Source organism: Photorhabdus sp. CRCIA-P01 (assembly GCF_003545805.1).
Classification (GTDB): Bacteria; Pseudomonadota; Gammaproteobacteria; order Enterobacterales; family Enterobacteriaceae; genus Photorhabdus; species Photorhabdus antumapuensis.
In genome coordinates this window covers 1-25,989 of the sequence record NZ_NMQR01000034.1, presented here as the reverse complement: position 1 = coordinate 25,989, position 25,989 = coordinate 1, and the positions used below count along the sequence as shown (strand labels likewise).

23 protein-coding genes and 3 pseudogenes are annotated in these 25,989 nt (G+C 38.8%); 14 read left to right on the top strand and 12 right to left on the bottom strand.

All coding sequences use genetic code 11. The features are described 5' to 3' along the window. Nucleotides 1-10: 10 nt before the first annotated feature. The 7 genes from D3222_RS17605 to D3222_RS17575 all read right to left on the bottom strand — a co-directional run bounded on the left by D3222_RS17605 (nt 11) and on the right by D3222_RS17575 (nt 7,791). Nucleotides 11-853: a pentapeptide repeat-containing protein gene (locus D3222_RS17605; RefSeq protein ID WP_198672851.1), complete on the bottom strand. Its 843-nt coding sequence runs from the start codon at nt 851-853 to the stop codon at nt 11-13. 601 nt (nt 854-1,454) lie between these two features. Beyond that, nucleotides 1,455-2,897, bottom strand: a complete 1,443-nt coding sequence (phoA, locus tag D3222_RS17595) for an alkaline phosphatase (protein WP_118987310.1) — start codon at nt 2,895-2,897, stop codon at nt 1,455-1,457. Between the two features lie 104 nt (nt 2,898-3,001). Continuing rightward, entirely contained in the window at nt 3,002-3,241 is a 240-nt protein-coding gene (locus tag D3222_RS26125; RefSeq protein ID WP_232832563.1) for a hypothetical protein, read from the bottom strand. Then, nucleotides 3,238-3,747 (bottom strand): hypothetical protein, encoded by a 510-nt coding sequence (locus D3222_RS17590; RefSeq protein WP_232832562.1) that lies wholly within the window; start codon nt 3,745-3,747, stop codon nt 3,238-3,240. The genes D3222_RS26125 and D3222_RS17590 overlap by 4 nt, the downstream gene beginning before the upstream one ends. 482 nt (nt 3,748-4,229) lie before the next feature. Next, nucleotides 4,230-5,675, bottom strand: a complete 1,446-nt coding sequence (locus tag D3222_RS17585; RefSeq protein ID WP_118987309.1) for a 4-hydroxyphenylacetate 3-hydroxylase family protein — start codon at nt 5,673-5,675, stop codon at nt 4,230-4,232. Nucleotides 5,676-5,918: 243 nt separating this feature from the next. Further along, on the bottom strand, nt 5,919-6,542 hold the full coding sequence (locus D3222_RS17580) for a glutathione S-transferase family protein (RefSeq protein WP_118987308.1): 624 nt from the start codon (nt 6,540-6,542) through the stop codon (nt 5,919-5,921). A gap of 310 nt (nt 6,543-6,852) precedes the next feature. Next, on the bottom strand, nt 6,853-7,791 hold the full coding sequence (locus tag D3222_RS17575) for a LysR substrate-binding domain-containing protein (protein ID WP_118987307.1): 939 nt from the start codon (nt 7,789-7,791) through the stop codon (nt 6,853-6,855). 53 nt (nt 7,792-7,844) lie between these two features. Here D3222_RS17575 and D3222_RS26485 point away from each other — a divergent pair, with 53 nt between their 5' ends. From D3222_RS26485 to D3222_RS17530, 10 genes are all read left to right on the top strand, one after another. Beyond that, a complete protein-coding gene (locus tag D3222_RS26485; protein WP_255417043.1) occupies nt 7,845-7,976 on the top strand; it encodes a hypothetical protein in 132 nt (43 codons plus the stop codon). Nucleotides 7,977-8,194: 218 nt separating this feature from the next. Beyond that, nucleotides 8,195-9,154, top strand: a complete 960-nt coding sequence (locus D3222_RS17570) for an LLM class oxidoreductase (protein WP_118987306.1) — start codon at nt 8,195-8,197, stop codon at nt 9,152-9,154. A 52-nt stretch (nt 9,155-9,206) separates the two neighbouring features. Beyond that, the gene (locus D3222_RS17565) at nt 9,207-10,532 is read left to right on the top strand and encodes a lysine N(6)-hydroxylase/L-ornithine N(5)-oxygenase family protein (protein WP_118987305.1); all 1,326 of its coding nucleotides are present in this window, start codon (nt 9,207-9,209) and stop codon (nt 10,530-10,532) included. Nucleotide 10,533: 1 nt separating this feature from the next. Continuing rightward, nucleotides 10,534-11,901 (top strand): aspartate aminotransferase family protein, encoded by a 1,368-nt coding sequence (locus D3222_RS17560; protein WP_118987304.1) that lies wholly within the window; start codon nt 10,534-10,536, stop codon nt 11,899-11,901. Continuing rightward, nucleotides 11,898-12,266, top strand: a complete 369-nt coding sequence (locus D3222_RS17555; RefSeq protein ID WP_118987303.1) for a cupin domain-containing protein — start codon at nt 11,898-11,900, stop codon at nt 12,264-12,266. Before D3222_RS17560 ends, D3222_RS17555 begins: the two co-directional genes overlap by 4 nt. A gap of 2 nt (nt 12,267-12,268) precedes the next feature. Beyond that, the gene (locus D3222_RS17550) at nt 12,269-13,762 is read left to right on the top strand and encodes a methionine--tRNA ligase (RefSeq protein WP_157975350.1); all 1,494 of its coding nucleotides are present in this window, start codon (nt 12,269-12,271) and stop codon (nt 13,760-13,762) included. A gap of 2 nt (nt 13,763-13,764) precedes the next feature. After that, a complete protein-coding gene (locus D3222_RS17545; RefSeq protein ID WP_118987301.1) occupies nt 13,765-14,892 on the top strand; it encodes an NAD(P)/FAD-dependent oxidoreductase in 1,128 nt (375 codons plus the stop codon). A 10-nt stretch (nt 14,893-14,902) separates the two neighbouring features. Beyond that, a complete protein-coding gene (locus D3222_RS17540; RefSeq protein WP_118987300.1) occupies nt 14,903-15,868 on the top strand; it encodes an ABC transporter substrate-binding protein in 966 nt (321 codons plus the stop codon). A 2-nt stretch (nt 15,869-15,870) separates the two neighbouring features. After that, nucleotides 15,871-17,172 (top strand): SidA/IucD/PvdA family monooxygenase, encoded by a 1,302-nt coding sequence (locus D3222_RS17535; RefSeq protein ID WP_118987299.1) that lies wholly within the window; start codon nt 15,871-15,873, stop codon nt 17,170-17,172. Between the two features lie 20 nt (nt 17,173-17,192). Next, complete coding sequence (locus D3222_RS17530; protein ID WP_118987298.1) at nt 17,193-18,641, top strand: pyridoxal phosphate-dependent decarboxylase family protein; 1,449 nt, start codon at nt 17,193-17,195, stop codon at nt 18,639-18,641. A gap of 73 nt (nt 18,642-18,714) precedes the next feature. Here D3222_RS17530 and D3222_RS17525 read toward each other — a convergent pair whose 3' ends face one another. Both D3222_RS17525 and D3222_RS17520 read right to left on the bottom strand, forming a co-directional pair. Then, nucleotides 18,715-19,335, bottom strand: a complete 621-nt coding sequence (locus tag D3222_RS17525) for a DUF3156 family protein (RefSeq protein ID WP_232832561.1) — start codon at nt 19,333-19,335, stop codon at nt 18,715-18,717. Further along, nucleotides 19,310-20,803 (bottom strand): APC family permease, encoded by a 1,494-nt coding sequence (locus tag D3222_RS17520; protein WP_118987297.1) that lies wholly within the window; start codon nt 20,801-20,803, stop codon nt 19,310-19,312. The genes D3222_RS17525 and D3222_RS17520 overlap by 26 nt, the downstream gene beginning before the upstream one ends. A gap of 448 nt (nt 20,804-21,251) precedes the next feature. Between D3222_RS17520 and D3222_RS17515 the strand changes: the two genes are divergently transcribed. Next, nucleotides 21,252-21,911 (top strand): response regulator transcription factor, encoded by a 660-nt coding sequence (locus tag D3222_RS17515; protein ID WP_118987296.1) that lies wholly within the window; start codon nt 21,252-21,254, stop codon nt 21,909-21,911. A gap of 361 nt (nt 21,912-22,272) precedes the next feature. Here D3222_RS17515 and D3222_RS17510 read toward each other — a convergent pair. Further along, nucleotides 22,273-22,860, bottom strand: a pseudogene (locus D3222_RS17510) (aldehyde dehydrogenase family protein); the annotation flags it as partial. Between D3222_RS17510 and D3222_RS17505 the strand changes: the two are divergent. Together D3222_RS17505 and D3222_RS17495 are read left to right on the top strand one after the other, a co-directional pair. Continuing rightward, nucleotides 22,852-22,980: pseudogene (locus D3222_RS17505) on the top strand (transposase domain-containing protein); the annotation flags it as partial. The pseudogenes D3222_RS17510 and D3222_RS17505 overlap by 9 nt on opposite strands. A 409-nt stretch (nt 22,981-23,389) precedes the next feature. Next, a pseudogene (locus tag D3222_RS17495) lies at nt 23,390-24,011 on the top strand (GDP-mannose 4,6-dehydratase); the annotation flags it as partial. A gap of 592 nt (nt 24,012-24,603) precedes the next feature. On the opposite strand, the gene D3222_RS26995 reads toward D3222_RS17495, so the two are convergent. Beyond that, nucleotides 24,604-25,092: an IS66 family transposase gene (locus D3222_RS26995; RefSeq protein WP_157975349.1), complete on the bottom strand. Its 489-nt coding sequence runs from the start codon at nt 25,090-25,092 to the stop codon at nt 24,604-24,606. A gap of 207 nt (nt 25,093-25,299) precedes the next feature. On the opposite strand from D3222_RS26995, the gene D3222_RS17485 reads away from it, so the two are divergent. Beyond that, nucleotides 25,300-25,707 (top strand): POTRA domain-containing protein, encoded by a 408-nt coding sequence (locus tag D3222_RS17485; protein WP_157975348.1) that lies wholly within the window; start codon nt 25,300-25,302, stop codon nt 25,705-25,707. Nucleotides 25,708-25,711: 4 nt separating this feature from the next. Here the strand turns inward: D3222_RS17485 and D3222_RS17480 are convergent. Next, nucleotides 25,712-25,989, bottom strand: a 278-nt coding sequence (locus D3222_RS17480) for an ISAs1 family transposase (protein ID WP_118987293.1), incomplete at its 5' end; no start/stop codon positions are given.

Below are 25,989 nucleotides of genomic sequence, written 5' to 3'. Positions count from 1 at the left end.
CTTTTCTATTTTAATTATCTGGGTGAATGATAAACCCCATTTCTTCCATCAAAGGAATCATTTGCCATTCAAATATCTCAACGCCAGAAAAATCTAATGCTCTCACGTCTATATTAGATATTTCCGCGTTCCTTAAATCAGCTTTAAATATTGATAATCCATCATACCGTGATGGAGAAAAAATAGTATTAGTTAGATTTGAACCTTCAAGGTTTACTCCTGACAATACAACTGAAACTAAATTGCTTTCTGATAAATCGCACTTTTCAAGATATACTCCTTCAAAATCTGAATATTTAAAGTTTGATTTTATTAATGTCGCTGAGCTGAATATAACTTTTCTACTGACTACTTTTGTAAAGTCGGCAAGCTCAAAATGACATCCTTGCGCCTGACACCTATCAATTGTTATATCAAATAGCTCAGCACGATAAAAATTACTTGTTGAAATATCACAGCAAACAAACTTTGAACTACGTAAGTCTGCACTATGAAAATCACAACCTTTTTGACTATCTTTATTATAAAATAATGTATTTTCAAATTCACCATTTGAAATATTGGCTTCACTAAAGTCACAGTTAAATACTTGACAATTTATTAAACGTAAGCCATTTAAATTTGCACCTGAAAATTTCGAATCAGTGATAACACAGCCTTTAAACACTAAATCTGGTTGATGTTCATTAATCCAGTCCAAATTATTAAATTTTCTATCTTCAATTATACCTGTTTCTTCTGAAATATCTAAACTAGATTCAAACATATTAAAGTTTCTCACAATACGATGATTCATACGGGCTATCACGCTATCTAAACCATAAATTGTATGATAGAAACGAATTTCGGCCAATGATTTTCCAATGAAATCTTCAATTTTGATTACTGAAAATATACTAGCAAGTTGTTTTTTTAGCTATTATATAGAATTTTACAAAAACAATATTAATATTAAAGGACATCGTTCAATGGAACATTTTATACCCGTTATCCTTCAAGTTGCCTCTTTGTTGGCTGCGCTCACTCACCCCAGTCACATCGTTATCTATGCTCCTGGGGATTCGTTCATTTGCCGCCGCGCTGCAACTCGAAATCTATTAGGTATATATAGTTATCCTCAATGGTAATTTTACTTTCAATTCTATATCCAATTTCCTGCTTATGGGCATTATTAGGAAAAAGTTTACATTTTGCGCATATGCAAAGTAGTTATATACAGCCTAATTATTTTTTTAAAATCGCATCACTAACTTTAATGGCTTTTTCCATATCACTACTTTATTCATCAAATTTAGAGTATATCTCTAAATAACTTTATTTAGTTAAAAACCGTATTTTCCCTACTGGTATGATTAGAGAAAAATATACACTAAAAAGAAGAAAAAAATTAAGACCGGATTCTATCCGGCCTTAACTCTTTATTCCTCAACCACGCAAAGCATCACCTGACACAATCATTTTAACTCCATCGCATCACGTATCGTGAAGAACAGATCTGTCTGGTCAGTCAGACCTACAACATTGGCTGCCTGAGGACCATAAGCAGCCACTCGTAGCTGAGTACCCGTATGTTCCTGTTCCTTACCCTCAGAAGTACCATAGCTAACCGCCATCACCGAACCATCTTTCGTGATTAATGCCTGAGTCAGCCCCAGAGATTTGATATCAGCTTCAATAATCTGGCTGGAGTGAGCATGATCAGCAGTGACAATCACTAATGTATCGCCATGCTCACGCGCATATTTCAAACCAACTTGCACCGCTTCATCCAATACGACGGTTTCACCAATCTGCCCACAAGGGTTAGCTTTGTGATCCTGCTTATCAATAGAAGCACTCTCCACTTGCAGGAAGAAACCATTCTTATTTTCTTTTAACAGATCAATGGCTTTCTCCGTCATCTGTGCCAACGTCGGCGCATCAGGATTCCGTTTCGAGTTGGCTTTACACGTCACCGGAGGATTATCAATATTACCGTGATAAACCGCCTTAGGTCCTTCCCAGGCAATGTCCATATTGCCTTCATGGAACAGGCCCAACAGCGGTTTTTTCTGATTCGCTTCGGTAACAGATGCCAGTGACTTAGCATCCCTGACCAACTGATAACCCTGTTCCTGTATCTGCTGTTCCAACGTTTTATCCTTGCCAGCAGCAGCAACCGATTTCTGGGCGAAAATCTTGGCGCCTCCACCTAATGTGACATCAGCACGAGCCGCTAGTAATTGCTCCGTGATCGAACCACGCCCGCCATTTTCTAACGCATTAGTTGGACATTTTTCCGTCGTCTCTTGCGGGCCATAACAATCACGGTTAGTGATATGCGCATACTGTGCCGCCGGTGTGGCATCCTGCACTCTAGCCGTTGTGACGTTACCTGTCGCTTTACCATTCGCTTTTGCCAGCTCAAGCAGAGTTTGGTGATCTTTACCAAACACATCAACACCCAATGCGCCATTATAGGTTTTTACACCTGAAGCCCAGGCGGTGGCAGAAGCCGCTGAGTCAGTCGCATAGTTGGGTTTACGACTCTTTTTATCCAGAGAATAGTGAGTGTATTGGCCGGTAAATGGCAAGGCATCAATTCCTTTGAAAAATCCACCCGCACCCTCCGCATAGTTACGGGCAATAGTAATCTCAGAATCCCCCATACCATCACCAATAAACAAAATAACGTTCTTAGCCTTATGGTTATTTATCGCTGCTTTTAATGCCTCAGTCTGGTTCCGAGTCATACGGCGAGCACCACCAAATTCCGTAATATCACCTTTTACCGCCCGATCTTCCGCCATAATTTGATTAGCATTTTGATCATCAGCCGCCGATACCGGTAAGCTGATACCTGAAATTAAGGCTGAGACCATGACTGCAACCAAACTTTTCTTATACTTGTTTGACATTAAGGTTTCCTTATTAAAATGCAATCGGAGTAAAAATTACCGTTATCTGATAAAGGGATACTAAATAAACTATGTGACAGTTATGTGAAGAAAATAGAATTAATTCACCATTCCGCTACTAACGACCGTGTTACATGGTACAAAGTTTCACACCACGAAATATAATTGTGACCACTAGAAACTTCACTGGATTCAACTGGATAACCCTGCTGTAATAACGTCTCTTTCATGCGACGATTATTATATAAAATGCCTTCCAATTCCCCCACATGGGTTTCAAACAATCCCGCCTGTAAATAGAAACGCAGTGGTTTTTTCTCCACTTTGGCAAATTCACGGATCAACCATTATCTTCAATCAACGGCGCCCCGTTGCGAGTTATTTCCCGCCAGAAGGCACGAGTACCTTTTCCTTGTACGACTTCAATTTGGAGTTGTTTCAGGCGCGGGCTCTCTAGCTGCTGCCTATAATCATTATCCCTGGGGATATAAGGTGGAAATGACAAGGTAAGCTGCCACGGTTCCCCTGCTTTGCCCTTGGCTGCCAACCGATATTTTCCTGCCTGAGGAACAGTAAAGCCAATTGACTGACGGGCATCCACCGGGTTATCAGTAAACAGCGTGCGAATATGTTGTTGATTCCCCTTCCGCACCACCAATTTCTGCATACCCTGTGCCGATCCCTGTATATAATGTTCAGGCTGAATTTTAAACTCAATACATGCAACTCCTTGAGAATTAAAATTTCCGGCTATTGCTTGCTGATCTTGCTGAAATTTTATTTGGTGACACTGAGAGGCAAAGACATTAAAGGAAGCCGTAAGATCACATATCATTATGTTTATTTTCATTTTTTTCTCTTTTTTAATTGTTGATTATTGGTATTCAATTTTTTGACACGGCAAATCATGCACTAAGTCCTTATTTAAGAATAAGAACAATTACTATTATTAATAGTATAAATTGTGTATTAACTTCCATTAACAATATATAAATATACCCTTCATCTTTCAAGCTGCTGCTTTGTTGGCTGCTTTCACTCACCCCAGTCACATCGTTATCTATGCTCCTGGGGATTTGTTCACTTGCCGCCGCACTGCAACTCGAAATCTATTAGGTATATGTTAAAGCCTTTCAGAGAAATAATTCTCTAACATGATGAAATAATTTACGGATGGATATATAAATAATTCAACATACTGAGATGATATTGGTCAATATCATCTCATCTTTTAAAAGATTAAATAACAAAAAAACGGGATATAATCTATCCCGCCCCTTCAAATTTGATAAAAATAAAATAAGCTAGTTGCATCTGAATTAAATACAGAACTCAACTAACATCAATAGAATCTAAAATCCCTCGGCTCATATTCTTAGCAAAATCCCAATCATATTCGTCATAAAGACGAGATAAAGCAATATGATGCGCTCCTGAATAGAACATCTCATATTGAGTATGACGTGATGCAAACTCAGAACCGATAGCATCCCACACCAATTTCAGTAATTTCACGCGTTCAATGGGTGCCAGTAGGGTTGAATATTGTATTTTTTCTATTAAGTCACGGATTTCTGGGTTTGCTAAGTCAGTATAATTTGACGGTAACATAATCACACCACCACCTGAAAGATTTCTGATGCTTTCTATCACCTTTGGGTAAGTTGACTGCAATGCAACCTGGCAAGCATATAGTTGTAATCGATTGGGAATATAGTACTCATTATGCCGATCAGGATTACTAATCAAACCACGAAAGAGCCCTTCAATATTAGTAGCATAGCAAGCAAGTTCAGCTAATGACTCACGGACGGCAGGAAACTCATTGACACCTGTAGCTTCGGTAAGCTGATGAGCCAAACCCGTTAAGAAATGCAGCTTAACGGCATACCTAGCCATACCCTGAACATCCATTAAAACGTCAGCGCCAGTTGCCTGAAATTGTCGGCGGCACATATCCGTATTTCTATAAATAAAAACTCTTTCCCACGGAACAAAAACATCGTCGAAATAAACGACCGCATCATTCTCGTCAAACTGATGCGCTAAAGGAGAATCAAATTTATTACTGCCTATTTCATAGGATTTTCTGGAGAGAATTTTTATTCCCTTAGTATTCAACGGTAATGCAAAAGACAGAGCATATTTATCATCAACGCCCTCTTTGAGCGGATTAAACACGCCAACAACAACTTCTTCCGCAAGGACGGCTGCTGTTCCTAACATCTTTGCCCCGCGAACAATTATTCCTTGCGGTTTTTCCTCCAATACACCAAGAGTATGAAATACGTTTTTTATATGTTCACTGGGCGTTTTGGATCGATCACCTTGTGGATTGACTAACGTAAAAGCCAAATAAATATCTTTATCACGGGCATATGAATAGTAATTTTTTAACGCCTCGGCCCTATCCTTGGAATATTCCTCAAATACTTCCAGGTAAGTCATCATTCCGGCAAGAGCGGCAGAAACATGATCTGGGCTTCTACCTAACCAACCACAACTCTGCATTGCCCAAGCATACGCAGCCTCACCTCTGGCAATTAATTTCTCTCGGGTAGTAGGAAGTTCCCAATATAAACCAACGCGCTTACCACCAGGCGCTTCGAACGTCATCCGATCAGCATGTGCTGCCTGATAATCATAAAGTGAAGCTACGGTTCTAATTACATTCCGAAAAGCAGGGTGATCCACGTGATTAGTGATCTTTTCTCCATTCAGAAAAATAGTTCTTCCATCACGCAGGCTTTCAATATATTCCTCACCGGTCCTAGACATTAACAATTTCCTCCGAAATAGAATTGATTTTAAATAAATCGATCTTCAAAAGCATGGCAATTCCCCGCCCTATTGTTGGGCATTGCCATTTAAATTTTCCTATCTATTATTTTCTACATATTCAGTATAGATTGAATAACCATGATTCGATAAAAGATTTCAGTAAATTTACCTGATTATCTGTGATCTCTATCTTAATTTGATACCTAAGCATGCAATTCATCTTCCCACTGCATCAACGCATTAAGGACCCGCTGCCGGCTCCGGTATCATAATCCCCCGCTGTACCGCGGGCCTTAAAGCAATACGATCATGCCAGGCACTTAAATATTCATGATGACTAAAATCAAAGTCAATAATTCTGGCGATATGGGTCCAGCCAAAATTGGCAATATCAGCAATCGAGTATTCATCTCCGGCGAAAAAGGGGCGATCACTAAGCCGTTTATTCAGCGTAGAGAAAGCCTCTTCCGTTAAGCGATGATATCGTTGTATGGCCATATGATTTTTTTCAGTTGCAAATAATTCAAAATGAACCCGTTGTCCCAATATCGGCCCGACGCTGGAAGAATGAAATGTTAGCCACGTAATCGCTTCCCAACGGCTTTTAAAATCCTCAGGCAACAGTTGCTGAGTTTTCGATGCCAGATAAAGCAGAATCGCCGACGATTCAAAAAGAGTCGTATCAGTACTTTCATCAACAAGCACAGGTATACGCCCGTGAGGGTTTAACTGTAAAAACTCAGGCTCCCTATTTTCACCCTGTTCAATTCGTACATGCTTTAATATGTATGGCAATCCCAACTCTTCCAAAGCAATTGTAATCTTATATCCATTTGGAGAACTATCAGTGTATAAGTAGATCATCTCTCTATATCTCCGCTCAAGAAAAACGCGTAATAATTTAACGGCTAAAATATCACTCGCATTTAAAATATTGCTCTGCTATAGAGAACCAGCATTCAATTTCTCTCATTTCTCTCTATACCGCTAAGTAAATGAAAGTACCATTAATTTTCAGAAATTGGAAATGAATATCACGGTGTTCGTTTCTACACGCATAAATTAAATTTATTGATTTATTGTGTTGTCGGTAAAGAGTGCGAACATCAAAGTACGCAAGAAAGCTATTTATCTTCTTGTGGATCAATTAATAGTGAAAAACCGCAATTACATATCACAATGACTCAGCTTGGTTCCAAGCCAATGAACATTCTTCCTCGCAATCGTCAGACAAATCAGACTGCTCAACAAGCCAATCAATAATATTAACAATTTCAGGTCGGAATAGAGTTTCTGGCAATGTCACCGCATAATAAGCAAATCGGGAAGGCCATTTTTTTTCTAGTGCAACTTTAAGCCGACCAGAAAGTAGCTCCTCTTCAACGCAAAATTCTGGCACCAATGCTAAACCCTGACCGGTTAAAGCGGCGCGAGCCAGTAAAAAATCATCTTCAAAACTGGAGCCCTGTCTTGCTTTCGTCTCTTCATTAATTCCGTGTGCTTTTAACCACAAGTGCCAATCAGATCTATCTGAATCCTGTAACAAAGGATAATTCAGACAATCTTCAACATGTTTTATCGGCGGTCCTGATCCTAAAAGTTCCGGCGTACCCACGGGAATTAATACCGGCGCAATTAACCTGGTGGATATTAAACTTGGGTAATTACCAAGCCCATGCCGCACCGCAATGTCTGTAGAACTTCTTTTTAGGTCTACCAATTCATTGGAAGCTTCTATATTAACTTCAATATTAGGATATTTCTCATTGAAATCTTTTAGTCTGGGAATCAGCCACGATGCGGCGAATGACGAAGTGGTATTTATAGAGACCTTATGTTCGAACTGCATTGCTTTAAGAGACTTAATAGATTTATCGATATTATCAAACGAAAGTAATAACGTCTCATAAACCCGATCTGCTTTAGCAGTAAGCTTTATACCTTTAGATGTTCTTAAAAACAGCGCAAAACCAATTCTATCCTCCAAAATACGAATCTGTTGACTGACCGCCCCAGGTGATACACCCATTGCAGCCGCTGCGGCTTTAACACTTCCCCGCCGACCAACTTCAGTAAAAGCTCTGAGAGCTAACAGAGGCAAAATAGAGCTCATATTTTTATTCTCCAGTGTACACTGTATGTCCTCTATATGACAAAGATACTACCATGCTAACTACAGATATCAATATACCCGTTATCTTTCAAGTTGCCTCTTTGTTGGCTGCACTCGCTCACCCCGGTCACATAGTTCGCTATGCTACCGGGGATTCTCTCCCTTGCCGTCGCGATGCACCTTGAAATCCATAAGGTATATATAAAACTGAACTTCAACACCCATACAGAAAAACGGTAAATGTAAACAGAAATAAGACATGCAAATTTAGAAAAACTACAGCTGTCGTTTAAATAATATAGCTTTAATTCACTTACTTTTAATGCTAGTTTCTCAATAATTATTAATAACTGAAATAATTATTCAAGTCAGCTAAAAGTTAAAATAGCATTGAGGATTTATTATGTTCAATTATTCAAAGCATAAGACATATACCAATTTATTCAAGGAGAACAAAATCAGCATCGGCATGTTTTTACCTCTCAAAGCGTTAAATCAAGAAGCTGATATTAAACCTGAAATCGATCTCATTCGTGAAATAGAAAAACAAAACTTTTCCGCAATTTGGCTGAGAGATATTCCGCTGTTCGATCCCAATTTTAGCGATATAGGTCAGGGCTTCGATCCATTTGTCTATGCTGCCTGGCTAGCCGCATTAACCAACAAAATCGCCATCGGTTTCGGCAGTGCCATATTTACACTGCGACACCCAATCGATTTAGCCAAGAAAGCGACGTCTATCGATCAATTATCAAATGGCCGCTTAATACTGGGTGTCGCCGCAGGAGACAGAATGTCAGAATTTCCTGCCTATAACATACCTTATAATGAAAAAGGAATGCGATTTGTCGAATCAATCAATATGTTCAGGGCACTATTAGATAACAAACATCGCACCATTAACAGTCCATTAGGTTATATCGATGGGAATTTACGCCTAATACCTAAAGCGGTTAATGATTTTATCCCCCTGATAGTCACTGGGCGTGGGCAACAAGATATCAAATGGATCGCGGAAAATTCAGATGGATGGTTTACCTATCCTATTCAAACTCATAATAAAGAGGGCGTCGCCAGACTCGGTAAGAATATTAGCGAATTTAGAAAAAATATCCCTGGAAATATATTCAAACCACACTTAACTAATGAATGGATTGATTTAGTTGAGGATAAATATTATCCCAGAACACCCACGAATGGCGGGTTTACCCTGAAAACCGGGCGCCTGGGATTAATTGAATTATTGGAAGAGTGGCAAGAAGTCGGTGTTAATCACGCGGCTCTTGGCATTCAGTATGGCAAAAGGTCCCCTAAAGAGGTTATTCAAGAAATCGGCGAAGAAGTATTACCTGCTTTTATCTAAAAAAATAAAAAAATTATTACTAATAAAAATTTAAATATTTAAGGAATTTTACATGAACCAGGTGGAATACGATATCATAGGCGTAGGATTTGGGCCATCCAATATTTCATTGGCTATCACACTGGAGGAAGAATTACCCCATAAAAAAGTGCTGTTCTTTGAAAAAGAGCCATCATGCGAATGGCAAGCCGGGCTGTTATTAGCAAACTCTGATATCCAAAACCACCCTTTACGGGATCTTGCGACGCCAAGAAACCCCAAAAGCCACTATTCATTTATCAATTACCTGTTTGAAAATAACAGGTTATTTGAGCATTTAAACTTAGGATTATATTTTCCATATCGTTATGAATACCGTGACTATATCAAATGGGCGGCAAAACATTTTGATAAATCCGTTCGCTATTCAACATTGATAATATCCGTTAAAATTATTGATAATTATCATGGTAAAAATACAATCATTGAAGTCAAAACAAACGGAGGAGAAACCTATCAATGTAAAAACCTGATAGTCGGAACAGGAAGAACACCCTATATTCCTTTATCCCTGCGACAACTTGGCCATAACCATTTAATTCACGGTGCAGAATTCAACAAAATTATCGGTGATATTTCCAGTGGAAAAATAAAAAGTATTGCTGTAGTCGGTGGCAGTCAATCTGCCATAGAAATAATGATATTTTTAGCCAATAAGTTTCCTCGCCTTGAAATTCACGGTGTATCAAGGAAATTTGGCTACCGACTAAAAGATACCTCGCCATTTACAGGCGAAGTTTATTTTCCTGAATTCGTAGATACCTTCTTCAACAGTAAAGAGGAGCATAAAGCGAGATTAAAAAGAGATTTAAATCTGACAAACTACTCTGCCTCCGATGGTGATGTTCTCGACGAACTTTATCGAACTATCTATAGAGATAAATATTTTGGTCAGCATAAAATCAAAATTCATAACTCTGCGGATATTGTTGAATCTAGCGTGAAAGATTCCATTGTTTCATTACAGATAGTAAAAAATCACGGGTTAGAAGAAACCTATCAAATAGATGTCGATATGGTTATCTCCGCCACAGGTTTTAAAGATATTGGTATGGAAGAATATCAGGAAATTTGTCCACCTCTTCTTGCCGAACTCTATCCATTAATGAGTAAAAATAGCCATAACGGAATCATAATAAGCAGGGATTACAAGATAGATCTGATTAATTCTACCGATATAGGCATTTATCTAAACGGATTATGTGAATCTTCACACGGCTTAGGTGATGCCGGCTCATTGAGTTTAGTTTCTATCAGATCCAAACACATTATTGATTCTATCGAAAAAAATATAAAAATTAAAAAATCTATTCATAATAAAAATAAAATCGAGGCTTAAAATGAATAAGGTTAATATTCACACCACAATACCAGGCCCCTTTTCAAAAATCGCATTAGCAAAACAGCTAGAGCAAGAATCAAGTGCCGTGTCATACCCTAAAAGGATTCAAGTTTCACTAGAAAAAGGCGATGGCTGTTATGTTCAGGATATCGACGGTAATGTATTTATCGATTTTTTATCCGGCGCCGGCTCTTTGCCTTTGGGACACTCTCATCCTGAATTAATTGCCGAAGTGAATGCACAAGTATCAAAACTCTGTCTGGGCTTGGATTTTCCTACGCCTGCCAAAGAACTTTTTACCGAGGCGCATTTAAGTATGCTACCTGAAAGCCTGCGCAACAAATACAAAATACATTTTTGTGGGCCAACAGGTGCGGATGCCATTGAAGCCGCCATTAAGCTGGCAAAAATAGCGACCGGGGCGGAAGAAATTATTAGTTTCAGAGGTGGCTATCATGGATGTACCAATGGCGCTATTGCCGTTACTGGCAATAGAAGTATGAAGAAAAATATTCTGGGAAAAATGCCGGGCGTCCATTTCTTCCCCTATGGCTCAGAATCTCAATCCTCAGAAAGTTGGGTGCTCAATTCAGCTCATCTTGATGCTGGACTATATCTTGAATCCGCCTTAAATGATGCAAACTCTGGGCTAGGAAATATTGCCGCAATTATTCTGGAGCTTATTCAAGGTGAAGGTGGCGTTTATCCCGCACAGAAATCATTCGTGGACAGTGTTATTCGTGTCTCAAAAGCCCATTCTATTCCGGTTATTATTGACGAGATCCAAACCGGTTGCGGCAGGACCGGAACCTGGTATGCTTTTGAACAATACGGTATCGAGCCTGATATATTTGTTACCTCCAAAGGCACCAGTGGAATAGGATTACCCTCTTCCCTTATGTTCTATAAGAAAGATTTCAATAATTGGACGCCGGGTATTCATATTGGCACCTTTAGAGGAAATCAATTGGCATTCGCCTCAGGTACAAAAGCCATTGAAATAATAAAGCGTGACAATTTACTGGAGAACGTTAAACAGAAATCAATACAAATTAAAAACCATCTCGCTGAATTTAAAAATGATTTTAACATCATTGGTGAAGTTCGTGGTAAAGGCTTGATGCTCGGTATTGAAATTCTTAACGCCAGAACGGGTAAAGCGTGTGAAATAACGGCAAAACATATTCAAAAAATAGCATTAAATAAAGGATTAATAACAGAATTAGGTGGGAGAAACGATACAGTATTACGCCTTTTTCCACCACTCAATATTAGTAGTGATACCATTGAAGAAGCCATAGAGATTCTTCGAAATACATTTTTAGCTTATATGAATGAATTTCAACTCTTAGAGGAAGGTGTATGATGAATATTATTCGTAAAATGGATTGGGATTCAATGGTTCATGAATATGATCTGGACGGTTCAAGGCTTTTACCATGGGAGGGGCTAAATGCGCCATTTGGTGGTGCATGGTGTATTGTACGTCCAGAAACTAAAAGTTTCCGCCATTCCCACAATGAATATGAATTATTTATTGTTATCCAAGGTAATGCCATTATAAGAACAAATGACGAAGATTTTCCTGTCACCAAAGGGGATTTAATTCTTATTCCATTAGACTCTGAGCATCATGTAATAAACAACAATCAGGAAGATTTCCACTTTTATACCATATGGTGGGACAAGGAAAGTACATTGAACTTTCTTACCAAGTTAGAGCAGGCTTAATAATGAATAAATATCTTGTCACCATCACGCCACCAACACCAAATGGCGATCTGCACGTTGGTCATATAGCCGGGCCATTTTTAAGCGCAGATATATTTACTCGCACTCAACGTTTAAAGGGTGAAAAGTGTTATTTGATATCCTATTCAGATGATTATCAATCTTATTTACAACGCAAAGCAGAAGAAACGGGCATAAGTGCACCGGTACTGGCAAAAGAGAATTCGAAAAAAATACAGGAATCATTGAGCTTAATTGATATAAAACTGGATCATTGGCTAGAGTCATACGATAACCGCTATTTTGAAGATGCCGTCAAGATGCTCTATCACTCTTGTTTAGATAAAGGCATTATTGCACCAAAGGTGAGTTTAGAACCTTATTGCGAAAAATGTGAAAAATGGGGCTATGAAGCCTTTGCCAGAGGTGAATGTAATCATTGTGGTGAAAGCTCAGATCCAAGCCAATGTGAATCTTGTGCAATGGCACCGGACGCATTTGAAATGAAAAATTTGCGTTGTATTTTGTGCAATGAAAAAGTTGTTTATAAACATGTTGAGCGCAATTTTCTATTACTACCGGTGATTGCCGAGAAATTAAAAGAGAAAATTCTTAGTTCTCCTATGAGGCCACAATTAACAGCATGGGTCGAGGAAGTTTTTGCGCATGGTATAAAAGAGTGGGGCGTGACTCGCCCCGATGAATCAGGGCTGAAACTCTATTCTGATGAAAATCACCGTATTCATACCTGGTTTATGGGGCTAGCCGGATATTTAGCAACACTGAAAGAACTTTCTAAAAAAAACACCGATGCAGATAGTCCTTACGACCTTATTTACGATGATAATACTTGCATGGTCAATTTTTTAGGTATGGATTGTTCTTACAGCCATATTCTTGCGTACCCGGCTCAAATATTATTGAACGACGAATTACGCTTTAAACATGCTTTCTATACCAACTTTTTCTTAAAATTGGATGGAAAAGATTTTTCAACCAGCCGTAATCATGCGATTTGGGTGAAAGATATCGTCAAAAATGCCTGTTCTGATAGTGTCAGGCTCTATGTCTCTCTGATATCGCCAGAACACTCTTCTGAAAACTTTGTCGTAGAAGAGTTCTGGACATGGCGGAATCATATCTTTAATTATCTGCTGCCAAAAATATCTGATAATTTGGAAAAAATGAATTCTGATAATATCACTAACCCTATCGTATTGTCAGAATCAGAAACAAAAATTGTCGAAAGATGGCAAACCTATTCCAGATACGATAATTTCTCGATTAAGGAAATTGCGGCTGAATTAATGGAGATGTTAGATTTATTAAACGCAAAATTAAATTACAATATTTTGGACAAAAATCTTGCTATTTTATTTTCAATTTTGTCTGAACCAATAATACCAAAAACATCCAAAAAATTAAAAGAATATATTACTCACCACGATATAGAGGCTTTCTGTTCATTGTTAAATTTGTCAAGACCAGGTATTTGATTATGCAAACAGATAAAACCACACAAATTACCGTTATCGGAGGGGGAATAATTGGCGCAACAGTTGCTGCCAACTTGGCATTGAAAGGACTCAATGTCTCCCTCATTGAGCAAGAGACGATTGGCGGTAATGGAGCGACTAAATTCTCCGGTGCATTATTCCGCGTACATGATCCTGATCATGAAATTGCCAGACTCACACGAAGAAGTGTTAAGCTAATGCAAGAGAGTCAGGTAGGAAAAATATTTAAAAAAACGCTCAAACAGACAGGTATTATTTATGCCGCCGAACTCAATCAAAACAACATTGAATTAGTCAAAGCAAGTATCAGAGATTATAGCGATAGTCTTTATCCTTTGGAGATCATATCCGCCGAAAAAGCTTTCGAATTAACCAATGGTTGTTATTCCAAACATAACAACCGAATTATCCTTTTTGAGCCAAAAGGCGGATTTGGCTATATTAGAAATGCCGCCTCAAACTTAGCACAAGTTGTTAGAGATACGGGGAATCTAGTATTAGAAAATACCAAAGTACATGCCATAACAACCGAAAATGGCAAAGCCATCGTTCAACTTGCTCACTCAACCATTGAAGCGGACTATATTGTTTTAGCCATCGGTGCATGGACAAAAACACTGGCGTATAAGCTGCCAGTTAATGCTAAAAGTATTCCTCTGGCAAATATTCGTACCTCCTACAGTACCAATATGCCAATTATAGATACTGAAACCGGCACACATATCGTGCCACTCACTGAATATTTCTATCAAGCTGGATCTAAGATTAGAAACGCTGCCGAGATACCAGAAGATATAGAATATAATGATAATATTATTGAAAACGACATCAGCGAAAGGCTCCTAAAATCAAAATTTAAACATGATCCAACCAATATTCTCTCTATAATTAAAGGATATGATTCATATACGCCAGATGAACGCCCTATTCTTGACTTTATAGATGAAGAAAAGAGATGTTTTGCTGCGGCAGGCTTCTGTGGCATAGGATATAAAATTGCTTTAGCGGTGTCTGAAATTATTACATTAAATCTATTGCCAACCGAGCTTTCGACTGATTTTCTCAAACAAAAAAATCAGGTTTTCTCCTATTCACGATTCACTGATTAAGATAAATAAAATGAATAGCAAGCTTATTTGTGGCATTTCCGCCATTTTAGATCCTAAGAGATCAATACATGCGTTAACTGTCATGCGTGCTATTGAGATATTTAAAGATCTACATAACAATAGCACATTGAAATTTATCCTCAGTGAAGATTATGGCTCAATTGAAGGAGGCACTAAAGCAGCGAAATATAATATTGAGAACAATGTCGATATGGTCATAGGTCACTTCTCAAGTAACGCGGCAATAGGTGCGGCGGAAGTCTACTCACATCATAACATTCCTGTTCTGTTACCTACTGCAACTGAAACCACCTTGACCATAAGAAATAGCAATATATTCAGAATTTGCTTCAATAATAAAAATATTGCCCATGCACTTACTGCATTAACAAAAGAAGATGGAGATCGCTATTATGAAATAAAAACCGATGGCTCAAAATATAGTGATAATCTGGCAGAGGATATTCGCAGAATGTTGGGCAAAAACGATACTGCGGTAAAACCCAATGACAATACCGATAAAATTATTTTTATTGGTACCATCGGTAAAAGTGAAAAATTTCTTCATAATTATTTCTCTGAAAAGAGAAATGGAAAAATTATCCTGACGGATGATGCTGCATGCAAACAACTTAATTTGCCAGAAAATGTGGAAAATGGACAAATTACCGGTATCGGGTTTGCTCCAGTCGAATTCATTAACCCATTGGAATCCTGTATCCAACGCTATATCCAACAATATGACCAATTTCCTAACATCTTCTTTCTTGAAACCTTTGCAGCATTGGAGATTGCTCATCAATTAACGGTTCCCAATAACTTATTACATCGTTTGCAAAAAGAGACATTCCAGACAATCCTCGGCCATATTAAGTTCATTAAAGGGGAATGCTCAGCCGCTAAATTATGTTTATGGATGAATGAGAATTCCACGATGAAGCCACGCTATATTTTACCCATTAATTCGAGAGCTTAACAATGAATACCAATAATGAAAAATTTATAGATGTACTCAGCATTGGCTTTGGACCCGCTAGTCTCGCATTAGCGTGTATATTTGATGAGAAAAAAATCGAACATCAGCATCAATTGCAAAATAATTTCTTAGCACTTGAAAAAGCAGATTCTTGCGCCTGGCATCCTAATTTATTATTACCAGGCACAGATATTAATCATCATGTTTATCGGGATTTAGTGACCCCGAGAAACCCACAAAGTCCTTATAGTTTTGCCATGTATTTGAAAGAAAAAAATCGCCTGTTTAAATTTGGCTTATTAGGTCGTCCAGCAAGTCGCTTTGAATGGTCAGATTACATGATCTGGGTTGGACAAAAACTGGAAAGTTATGTGCAATACAAAAAAAACGTGACTCATATATATCCGGTTATCAACAGTGGATTACTGAATGGCTTTAGCGTCTCTGGGGAAGATTTTGAGTATGTGACTAATACGCTCATATTATCAAGCGGATCAACACCATTTACGCCAAAAATGTTTGATAACTTTCTGGGTGATCATGTTTTTCATACCTCTGCATATTTAGAAAGAATAAATAATTTCCAGAATAATATACCTAGAAGATGGATGGTTATTGGTTCTGGTCAAAGTGCCGGTGAAGTCATTGCTGATTTAATCAATAAAAAGGACGATATTGAAATTCTCTCGCTGCATCGTTCAATCGGCTTTAAGATCGCGCAACTAGGTCAATTTCCCAATCTGGTGTTTTTACCAGAAAACATCGAATACTTTAAATCTTTAAGCCCGGAAAACAAAAAAGTATTTTTTGAACATGTTAAAAGTACAAACTATTCAGGTATTGATGTTGATGAGAGCCAATCGCTATTTTCAATTATGTATGAAGATGAAGTGATTGGCAAAGAGCGTCTTCGCATGATGGTCAATTCAGAGATAATGACTATTGACCACTCTCACGAAGAATACCAGATTGTTATTAAAGACACATTTACTGGTGAAGAGACTAACCATATTTTTGACGCTATCGTGTTAGGTACGGGATATTATCAAAACCCTCTACCTGATCTACTGGCAAAATTCGATCAATTTTTGGTAAAAGATTTTGAAGGTGGACTGACCATCGATAGTGACTATAAAGTGAAATTAAAAAACTATGGTGACGCCCATCTTTATGTCAATGGCCTTTCAGAACGAACTCATGGCATTAGCGATGCTCAATCTTTTTCTGCGGTCGCGATAAGGGCAGAAAGAATATATGAGTCCATTAAAGCGAATACCGGAACAACTGATGATTACGCTATTTAATCTTTACAGGGGAAAATTAAATGATAGGTACAAATGACAAATGGGATATCAGCCAGGAAATAATCTCTTCACTATTTCCTGACATCGATCAACGTAATGACATAATTGAGTTATTAAAAAACTCGATTAATAAACATATTGCTGAATTACCCACAATGGGGGTTAACCCTTCACTTTCCAAAGCCGATATTTCCCACGCTTTATCAAAATATACCTTTGATGGCAATTTTTCACCAACAGAGGTTTTAAATGATGTATTACACCTTATGGGAAAAGGTATTGTTCATGTCACCAGCCCGCATTATTTTGGGCTATTTAATCCATCATCAACTTTCTGGGGCGTGATTTCGGACTTCATCACTGCGCTATATAATCCACAATTAGCGGTCTGGAGTCATGCACCGACCTGTGTTGAAATAGAGGAAAAATTAATTAAATATTTTGGCGGACTAGCAGGGTTTAACTCTGATAATAGCGGAGGTACATTTACTACCGGTGGTGCCGAAGCAAATTGTACTGCACTTATTTGTGCCCTGACAAAACATTTTCCCGATTATGCCCAACAGGGTTTACAGTCAATAAAGGGACAACCTATTTTTTATATCTCTTCCGATAGCCATCTTGCCTGGTTAAAAATAGCATTACAATCTGGCTTAGGACACAGTGCAGTAAGATTAATCGCGGTTGATGATACAGGAAAAATGAATATTTCAGGTCTAACCCAAGCTATTGATAATGATATAGCGAACGGCAATAAACCTTTCATGATTGTTGGAACCGCCGGAACGACAAATGCCGGTATTATCGATCCGCTGCCAGAACTTGCCACTGTAGCAAATAAATATCATCTGTTCTTCCACATTGATGCAGCATGGGCAGGCGCAATCCTGTTAAGTGATCAATATTCCCATCATCTCAAGGGGATTGAACAAGCTGATTCCATTACCATTGATGCTCATAAATGGCTTTCTGCCCCAATGGGTACTGGCATGTTTATATGTGCGGATAAACATATTCTGACAACACCTTTTGCTGTCTCTACCAATTATATGCCGGTCAGTGATGATATTAATTCTGATCCTTACATTCACTCTATTCAGTGGTCACGACGTTTTAACGGATTAAAATTATTTATGCCACTGGCTATCCTTGGCCGCAATGGATTTAGCAATATGATCGATTATCAGATCAATCTTGCTGATTATTTAAGATCGCAACTGGCGAAAAATGATTGGCAGATATTGAATCCCTCAGTTTTACCTGTTATTTGTATCCGTGATAATGGGAATTTTGATGTTAATAAAATTTTAGAAAAAGTATTAGAGATTAATCAATGCTGGATCTCGATAACTACCTTTGCCAATACAAAAGCCCTGCGCCTTTGTATATCCAGCTTTAGATCCAGCAAATCAGATATTGATCAGCTTGTCGATACTTTAAATATAGCGAGAAATTCTGTACCAATGTAAATATCTATTGCACTCATATCACCACCGGCTCTTGAATGAAGATCGGTGGTTTTTATTTAACAATAAACAAGTGTTATTCGTATCTTATTGTTTTTCCATCTAGCTTTCCTATTAACTGACTAAACATCAGCAAGGTACTGAGCAACAAATAGCGCTGCTCAGAAGTCAAACGTAAATAACGACGACTGGCCGGTAATCGGCTAACAACCTCGGAAGCGGCAAAATGTTCCACCTCGAATTGCCATTGCCCCTGATGAATATTCAAAACAAGATCCCGAAAATCCAGTTCCGCTAACGTTTCACCAATTAATGGATACTGATTAAGTAAATCAATAATCCGTTGCCCAAACTCTGCACCATGACAACAGTAATAAGTCACGGTTTTTCGCCGAAATATCCCCTTTACCTTGGCTTTAATAACGATTCTTTCCTTGAGTGAAGTGATTCCCTGCAAACGAAAACAACAACTAACAATATAGGCCAGAAATAATGTCTTCGGCTTTTCACAAACTTCAATATGCAATCCATTAGGTAACGTTACTTGCAAACTTTCTGCTGATAAACGCTCACAATAGTAAGGTGACAAATTCTGTTCCAGCCGGTTTAGCGTTATGCCTGCCTGATAGCCAGCAGGATAGCGCGGTTTATTCAACCGCCGCCAAATAACATTAATTAAGGGAACGAAGTGGCTCAAGTTGCACCCCCGGCAATTCACCCTTAGCGAAAGTATGTGAAAGTACCTGCTCAACGGGTACGGGTTTAAACGGATTTACCCGTTGTACACAGAGCGTCCAAAACAGGGCATAGCTGGCGGTCAGACCCAACATAATGGCAAATGGAATATACACATCACCGGGATTCATTCCCGGAGGTGTAATGTGAATAATCGCCAAAATAATGCCTACACTGGAGATAATTTGAGGTAATGGGAAAAACGGTGATTTATAAGCACGATGCAAATCAGGTCTACGAATACGCAGTAATATCACAGAACATGTCACCAGCAAATAAGCAACACACCAGGCACATACTGCTGCTAATACTAAAGGCATAATCCGGTTCAAATCACCTTGAATAATAAAGGTATGCAAACAGGGGATCATTACCGCAACCAAAATCCCAAAGATTGGCGTTTTAAACCGTGGATGTAGATAAGTAAAAATACGCGGCAATGCGCCATCCAACGCCATACCATAGAGAATACGCGGTACCGCCGCCATTAGAGTATTAATCGTGGCCGCTCCCGCCAATAATAAGCCGATACCGATCCAATACTTACCAAAATCCCCCATCACCTGGCCGGCAAAAGCAGGAATGGCCATTGGCGTTTCCAGCAAGCGAACATTATTTTCTACATCCACCAGCACATTTTCTACCTGATGACTGATTGACGCTCCATATAGACCCATACAGACAACCACCCCACACAGGCCCGTCATCATTGCTCGCGGCAAAACTTTGGCTGAATTTTTAATTTCCGGCGCCATTGGTGTCACCAATTCACAGCCAACAAACATAAACATTGCCATACCGACCAAACTCAGCACCGCCAAGGGGTCGCTTAAATTAAGTCCCTCACCAAACCAACTCTCCAGCGGCACCGCAAACGGCATTAACAATCCGCAAATACTGAAAATAACCAAGGTACTCCACATGCAGAATGTCAGCACAATTTCGACTTTACCGAACGCTTCAATACCCAACGCATTAAGTAATCCGAATGTAATAACGAGCCCAACGCCGACCATCCATGAAGCGTTATGACTTTCCACCATCGTATTAAGGCTGTCAAAATTCACTAATGCCATAATACCGGAGAGGATCGTTTCTGCTGTACCCGCAAAAATATGAACAATCAAATAAGCCGAAAGTGCGCCAGTAATTGCCCAGAACCGCCCCATGCCACAAGAGATATAGTCATAAACAGAGCCGGAAGTAGGCAAAATAGCCGCTGCCTCGGCAAACGTCGTCACTTGGGCCTGCATCATGATAAAACTGATCAACATTGCCAGTACGAAAGTGTCACCACCCATCCCAAAGCCACTGGTCACGGTCAGAATAACCGGGCTTGCCATGATCACCCCAACGGAACTTGCCAATGTGGTAGGAAACCCCACCACTCCCTTTTCAATATGTGAAGTCAGTCGTGTTGACATCTTCATTCATTTTCCCTCTTACTTCTGGCCGTAAAAATAACGCTCACAGCGATTCATTTGTGAATTTTTTGTAAACTTTATTGAGGATAAATACACTATAGAAAGTGAAACGGAATACCGACTATCGTCCTTAAGAACGATACCTAAAGGGGGATTCATAGCCGAAAAGGTGTGACGAAAAATACCAGAAAACAACAAAAAGCAAAAATAATCACTTAAATATCAATCAATAAAAAACAGATCACTTAATCAATGCATTAAGAAATTATTTCAGATATATACCAAAACCTCTATTCTTAACAGGTGATCATCACGGTGAGAAATTTCATTTATTGCAATCGATATCACGTTATTAATATGTTTATTTTGTGTTGATTATAGATTTTAATTAGCATTTGATTAATCGTCAGTATTGATTTATCCAGTTAGACATTATTCTAAAAGGAGAACTTTCTTGTCTACTGTACTACCGAATAGCCGTGAAAATGCTTTAATCCACAGTTGTTTAAACACCATTGCACATCTGGTTCCCATCTCAGCTGCGGCATTCTATCTGGTGGATAATGAATTACGCCCTGAGAATTACATTCTATATGATATTTCAGACGAAACTCACCAGAATTATCTGGCTCATTTTCAGCATTTAGATCCATTAAAACCGGATAATTATCAACAAAATGATATTAATATAATTAGCATAGATCAAAAGACACTTACCAAATATAATAAGTATTACCATGAATTTATGCTGCCAAATAATATACAGGACATTGCAGAAATATTTATCCGTCAACACAACCGAATTATTGCCGGCGTCTCTTTATTACGGAACACTCCATTTACACCAAGAGACTTTAACCGCCTCAGTACTATTTTGCCATTAATCGAATTAGCGGTCAGAGACTTACTTCCTGAAACATCAACTATTCTGACCGCTAAAGAGCAAGAAATTATTAATTTGATAAGAGAAGGATCAAGTAACAAACGTATTGCACAGATACTTAATATTTCCCTATCTACTGTTAAAACTCACTTGCGTAATATCTTTGCCAAAACCAAAGTGACTAATCGCACCGAACTGGTTTCCAATGGGTTTATTACTCGTTATTTGTGATTGGTAAAAATTCGCCCAATGTTGGTAAAGATACAAGGCGAAAAGCTCAGATTGAGTCAAATAACATGACTATTCGCCTCATTTGGTGAGTAGAATAGAAGCCTTATTTGACTCACGGGTGACGCAAATGTGGAGCCATTGATGTGGTTCAGTATTTAACATGGTTTATAAAATCTGCAATTTGCGGCGGTTATTGCTGTGTATTTTCATTTTTATAAACCTTTGTGTTGCTTTTGAAGGAAATTGCCGTGTATTTTCGTTTTTATAAACCGCTGCTTTCAATTTGGCACGAAAACGATTTAGCGTTGACAATGGCCCCTTTCAATCAAGGGGCCTTCCTTATTTTGATCCGAATATCAAATCAGTAACGAACCATCACGGATTTCAATTCAGTATAGTGCTCAATAAAAGCGCTACCGAATTCACGACCGATACCTGAGGATTTGGTACCACCGAATGGTAATGCCGGATCGAGGAATGTATGCATATTGACCCAAACGATCCCCGCTTCGATACGCGGGATCATGCGCATGGCTTTGCTGAGATCATTGGTCCACAAACTCGCCGCTAAACCAAATGGCGTGCTGTTCATCAATCCAATCAGCTCTTCCTCATCGTTATAGCTGAGGAAAGTCCCCACAGGGCCAAATGTCTCTTCCTTCATCAATGAATCTTCTGGGCTGTTAGCACGAATCACCGTTGGCGCCACAAAGAAACCCGGTCCGGCCAGAGCATGACCACCGTAAACAATCTCACTACTTTCCTGACGGGCTTGCTCAAACAGGGACAGAATCTTGTTATAGTGCGCTTTGTTTGCCAGCGGCCCCATTTCTGTTGATTCATCCAGAGGCGAGCCAATTTTCATTGCCGCAAGTCTTTCAGACAACAGTTTCAGCACATCATCCATATGGCTTGCAGGAATGTAGAAACGTTCCGCCGCCGTGCCAATGATATCAATCCGCATTATTACTTCCGGCATATCTTTACGGAATTACCCAAACGTGCTCCTGAAGAAAGTGTTGATGATCTGATGCCGTGGAATGCTGTGATCTCCACTAAGGAGTTATAAGAGTTCACTACTTTATAAGCGCTTACGCTGGATCAAAGCACTAGCTTCTCACTTCTGGTTTTTGAATGAAATATTGATCATTTTCACTTCCATAGCCCAATTCAGTATATTATCCACCCTAAATTTTAAAATGAGAATTGCTGGAAAAAGGTTAATTTACTTGACCTTAAGGAATCGAATGTCTAATCTCGCCGCCTCTTAACAGAAATTGGTGGGGTTTTGGTTTTTGTTATGATGATAAATTTATTATGAATCATAAAGATAGAAAAATAATGACTAATTATGGGCACTCTGGGAGCCGCAACCTAGTACGGTAGCTTTAATTAAATACTGCCTAAATATATTCGATAAAACTTCCTTTCTAAATTTCGGTATCAAATCAATCCAAGAACTCACTGAAAAATCAAAAATGAAAATATTAGTTACTGGTGGAACAGGTTTCACCGGCTTTACATTAATTCAGCACATTCTCAAAAATACTAGCAATAGCGTCATTAACGTCGATAAATTCACTTGCGTAAGCAACTTAGAATCACTTATCGAGGTTAGCAATCACCCTCGTTACTCTTTTGAAAACTCAGATATCTGTCATCATGATACGATTGATAGTATCTTAGCAAAGTATCAACCTGATGCGATTATGCATTTAGCTGCTGAAAGCCATATAGACCGCTCAATCAATAGCCCAAGTGATTTCATTCAAACCAATATTATTAGTACGTATACTCTGCTAGAAGCCGCTAAAAATTATTGGCGACAACTTGTAGAAGATAAAAAAAGCGGCTTTATTTTTCACCATATTTCAACTGATGAAGTATATGGTGATTTAACTCACCCAGATCAATTCCCAAAGAATTATCCCCTTCCTTTATTTACCGAAAAAACCACTCATGCTCCAAGTAGCCTATATTCGGCATCAAAAGCATCCAGCGACCATGTAGATTAGAGCATGGCATAGGACTTATAGATTACCAACGATAATCACTAATCGTTCTAACAATTATGAACCTTATCATTTTCCAGAAAAATTAGGAGATGTTGACGTTTTGTGCAGGAAATTTGAGTAGCATGATAATTTGGTATAATCACTTTCTTCAAACACTGTAGAAGCATTGTTATTTCGGACATCTCTAAATAAGGTTTCATAATTTCGCTACACGTGGTTTTATTCAACCCATTGTTATACATATGGTTTTTAGTAGATAAGGTGTAGCACCATTTTGGAAAGTTATTTAGTAACCATTTACCAGTCATCTATTGACTAGCCAGAAGTCAGATTAAATACATCCGGGTACGATTGTTTTTGTGTCACAGCCGTGACGATATCAATAATAACATGCAGGGCAGATAATCTCCGCTTCCTACAAGTTTCCACAACCAACAGCAGCTGGAAGCAGTATCGCTCTCCACGATGAGAACTCATTCCAAAGCAAATTTTCCGCATGATCACACTGCCACACAAACAACGCTCAGCCTCATTTGTTGGTCAACGGTACATCGTGATGATTAAGGAATAGGAATACCCATAAGCCGGTTTCGTGTTTGAGAAGATAGGTACACCTGCCTGAATATCGTGATATCGGTCCCTATTCACTTTTTTCAGCCACACCACCAAATTTTTCCTCAGCCTTGCCATCCGGCTGTACCAGTGGAATCCGTCACCACTGTAATCAGCCATCTGTTGCAGATTGCGGGTGACATAGGCCCAGCAGAACTGATGCAAGGAAGGCTCCAGCCAGTCATAGATAGCACACTGAGCAGTGATGATAACGCACCGACTTTTGTTTCTCCCAGCAGAGACTTAGCGGTTTCTGCATTACAGTAGGCGCGGATTTTCTGATAAACCGTATTACTTCCATTAAGCAACCAAACCCAACAGGTCGCCGCTTCTCCGTTACGTTGGTGGAGTATTTCATCAATATGGATAACTGCGGATTGTTTTACGTGATACCCCAATACCTGGTGTAATGGCCTCAGCATCGTACTGACCTTCCCTTGTGCTTCGGAGATAGGCTCCGTTGAGAAATATGAGCTATAACTCTCCCGGAGCAAGCGATGTATCTTACTGATGCTCAGATGATACTGCCCCGATAAGACAGCAATGTGGCTCATCAAACGTGCCCCCATTGCCCTGAAGGGGCATCGGTTGGAAGCGCTGCCAATGTACAGCGATGACGACTCTGGCACTGGCCGTGGAACAGCTGATATTCCGTGATAACCAGCGCAATTTTAGGCAGTTCGAAAACCTGAAGCTGGTGAATTGTTACCGAAATGTCGGCTATATTATTATTTAACTTAAATTGGCTAAAAGATTATAAAATGCACACTGGAAAAATTATCAAAATATTATTATATTCAACTTTGATCTTTTCTCAGAAAACCTTGGCAATATCTGGGAATATTAGTCCCTTAGAACAAAATATTATTAATCAAAAACAAAAGGATATATTACAAGAAATACAAAAACAAGAAAATTTAGGAAATAATATAGATATTATTCATAATGATGAATTTCCATCTGAATCTAATCATAATATTGATCCATCTTGTCACTTTGTTAATAATATTCAGTTTAAAGATTCTTTCTACCTATCTAAATCAGAAAAAATTTCCTTAGTAAAATCTTACATGCCTAAATGCCTATCAATTAAAGATATTAACTTGTTAACTAAGAAGATATCTAATTATTACATAGAAAAAGGGTATATTACCAGGGCAAGAGCATGAATGTTCATTTCTTGCCCAATGTCTGAAAACCTGCAATTAAAACTTTATCCAAATACTCACTGCTCATATTGGCCATGTTTGCTTTGCGTCGCATGCTGGCTTTTACACTGGTTTCTGCACGTAGCATATTAAGCGAGAAGTGCCGCATACCCGCTAATATCTCGGCAGCATTGCCGCGACGAATGGCACACGCATCTTCATTCATTGATACGTCAAGCACCCAATGGACGCGATTTTCAATACCCCAATGACCCCGTACCGCCTCCCTAAAACGGTCTGATC